Genomic DNA, 3,058 nt, shown 5'->3' on the forward strand with positions numbered 1-3,058 from the left:
GAGCATTATTCATTCGACAAACCACCTCAGCGCTACCACGAAATTTGCAACCAAGCTGATTGTTCCATCCTGACCATATCATCCACTGTAACAGTAACCAGGTTCAAATAAAGTAAAGCAGCTTTGCCGATAGAAGAAATACTGGGGAGGCAAAAGGCATATCCTTTCTATGTCATCGCGAGAATTGGCTCGTGCCCGTGGCAATTTCCTCACGGCCATAAGCTTTTGCTCTGATTCTGCCTTCTTTGATTAATGTGATTGAAGTCAACATTGATATTTGTTTGGTGGGTAATAGTTCTTAAAATGCGTTTGTAATTACTGTCACCTCATGACCGGTTGAGCGGATTCTTAGGGCTACTACGTCAAAGCGGCAGTTGGCTTCGGGTTGATCGGTGGAGTAGAGGTATTCTTCTGCTAGTTTGCGGAGTTTGGCTTGCTTGCGTTCGTCAACTGATTCCTCTGCTTCGCCACAACGCGAGGAACGGCGGGATTTGACTTCGACGAAGACTAACACGCCTTCATGAAGGGCGATAAGGTCAATTTCACCATACCGGGTACGCCAATTACGGCAGAGAATTTCGTATCCCTGCTCTATTAAATATTTTTCGACGTATTGCTCTCCCCACGTGCCTAAAGGGGAAGGAGACATTGGGGTTCGCTCCTTTCGCCTAATAACTTGGCAACCGGAGCAAATGACTTTCGGTGGACGGGGGAGATGCCATGTTCTTGCAGGCGGTTAAGATGCAATTCAGTTCCATAACCCTTATGCTGATCGAAGGCATACATAGGGTAATGGTTATGAAGTTCCAGCATCATCCTGTCGCGAGTAACCTTAGCGATAACCGATGCAGCAGCAATGCAGGCGCATTGCCCATCCCCGCCAATGACCGTTTTTTGTGGTTTGGTGATAGTTGGAATGCGTTGATTGCCGTCAATGAGAACTACATCATAATCGAGAGCCATTTGGAGGAGCGCACGGCGCATTGCCAAAAAACTGGCTTGAAGAATATTGAGCTCATCAATCTCCAGCGGACTTGATAACCCAACCCCGACCGCAATCGCTTCATCGAAAATGCTGCCAAATAATTTTTCGCGCTGCTTTTCGGTCAGTTTCTTAGAGTCATTAATGCCAGTGATAGAGCCGTTATCCGGCAAAATGACAGCCGCAGCAACAACCGGTCCGGCCAACGGGCCTCGACCTGCCTCGTCAACTCCAACAACATTAATAAACCCGCGTTGCCGCAGCTCTCGCTCTTCCTGCCACAGATCCATCTACTGGCTCCTAAACGCTCACAGTCAAAGCTATCCGCCTAAGAAGGTCTTGCCGAATCTCTCGGCATGATCATACATCGCAAAGATATTGCCAACCGGCGTTTCCGGAAGGATTGAACTTGAAGAGGCTAAAGCAAACCCTCCGCCAGGCGCAGCAACCTTAAAGCAGCGCTCGACATCCTTTTTGACATCGTCTATCGTGCCATAAGGAAGAGTTTTAGTTACCGAAATGCTGCCCCAGAGAATTAATTTCTTCCCGTCACGCCTTCGCTTAGTGACGATATGTTCGAGAGTGCAGCCAGTCTCTTCCTGGAAACCCTGAAAACCGGCTACTCCGACATCATTAATTAACTGGTCCATAATAGGCAAAACGTTTCCGTCACAGTGCCAAATAACGCCAATTCCCGCATCATGGAGTGGTTGGACAGCGCGAGCAAGGTTCGGGAAGTACATTTTTTCCAGTGTTTTGATCGAGCACAATGGGCCTTCGTTATAGCAAATATCGTCTCCGCCATAAACAAAAGGCGCAAGACTATACTTTTTAATGCCCTCTGCAACACACATATTGAAAAGTCTGGCGCTTTCGCCGCGAATCTCAAAGTAGCGCTGCAAGTGCTCTGGATAGAGTTCAAATGCGGACAGATAATTTGTAAATCCCCAGTTGTAGCCGCCCATGAAATCGGGCATGCTAAACCCTCCGAGGAATAGTATCTCCCCCCTTGAGCGATCGCGAAGGCTCATTAAGTGTTTAGCATACTGATCTGCATGTTGCTCGAATTCAGAACTATTCACCAGGGAATCGGAATCGGGCATGGCTTCGATAAGATCACGCACATCCTCAGGGCTTTGTGGCACTTTGCGAGGCTCAACGGGTTCCTTGGTTAGATCTTCCTCCCATGACGACTTTTGATATTCCCATACATGAAAAGGATTAGCAGCCTGATGCTCAACATCCGGTGAAGGCATAATAAATTGCGGGCACAGGTTCGCCCCAGAGCGCACGAAAGCTTTAATCAATAAGTCAGGCGCATCCTTGCCGTAAATATCATCCTTATGGGAGTTGAGTTGGAAGAATTCGCGCTTCATGCACCATGAGGCGATAATGCAGGGATCCTTTACATCTTCAAGCTCAAGAGTACGCCAGGCAATTTCTTCGCCTTTAGGTCCTTTTGCAATCTTCGTCTGCGTTTCTTCAGTCAACTTGTATGAGACCTCTTCAGAGAGGTTCGGCCATAAATAGCGGTCATCAGCGCCATTAACGCGAGGTTCGAAACCCATTTGCAAATAGATTTTAATAGCAGGCAGTCGCCAGGCATCGGTGCTGAGAACTATTTTGTCATAGCCATGGTCAATAAGATAGTTGACAACCGCAGTGCAAACGGCAAGTCCAAGTTTCTTGCCGCTGTGCCCTGGGTCCGCCGCAACCCATCCAACTCTCCCATATCTTTGCCCCATATAATTATCTTCTGACTGAGCAACTGTGTGGGCAACAATTTTGCCATGATACGTGACTAAATGAACTCCCCCAGGGGCTAGCGAATCGCTCAGCAGATCTCTCTGAACCCTCTCTGCATCCCATTCACTTAGCCCTTTATTGTCACTGAGCATCACCGCAAGCGGCTCTTCATCACCAGGTTGGTATTTTCTGATGGCGTAACCTTCCGGCAGCGGTACTTCAGGTAATTTATCCGTTCCAATCCGAAACATCTCAAGCTGTCTTAACATGACTTCTCCTCATCCCTAACAAGCTAAAGTATCGCCCAATTGGGATTGATTTTGCAATCTG

The 3,058-nt window shown here is 47.8% G+C and carries 3 protein-coding genes; all 3 read right to left on the reverse strand.

Going from position 1 to position 3,058, the window contains the following annotated elements:
* Positions 1–298: 298 nt before the first annotated feature.
* Genes WCO51_11700 through WCO51_11710 form a run of 3 tightly spaced genes read right to left on the reverse strand, consistent with a single transcriptional unit; the run spans position 299 to position 2,997 of the window.
* Positions 299–649 (reverse strand): YraN family protein, encoded by a 351-nt coding sequence (locus tag WCO51_11700; GenBank protein MEI6513919.1) that lies wholly within the window; start codon positions 647–649, stop codon positions 299–301.
* On the reverse strand, positions 631–1,272 hold the full coding sequence (locus WCO51_11705) for a ribonuclease HII (protein ID MEI6513920.1): 642 nt from the start codon (positions 1,270–1,272) through the stop codon (positions 631–633). Before WCO51_11705 ends, WCO51_11700 begins: the two co-directional genes overlap by 19 nt.
* Positions 1,273–1,302: 30 nt before the next feature.
* Positions 1,303–2,997, reverse strand: a complete 1,695-nt coding sequence (locus tag WCO51_11710; GenBank protein MEI6513921.1) for a GNAT family N-acetyltransferase — start codon at positions 2,995–2,997, stop codon at positions 1,303–1,305.
* Positions 2,998–3,058 lie beyond the last annotated feature (61 nt).

It is taken from the genome of bacterium, from assembly GCA_037131655.1.
GTDB lineage: Bacteria > Armatimonadota > Fimbriimonadia > Fimbriimonadales > JBAXQP01 > JBAXQP01.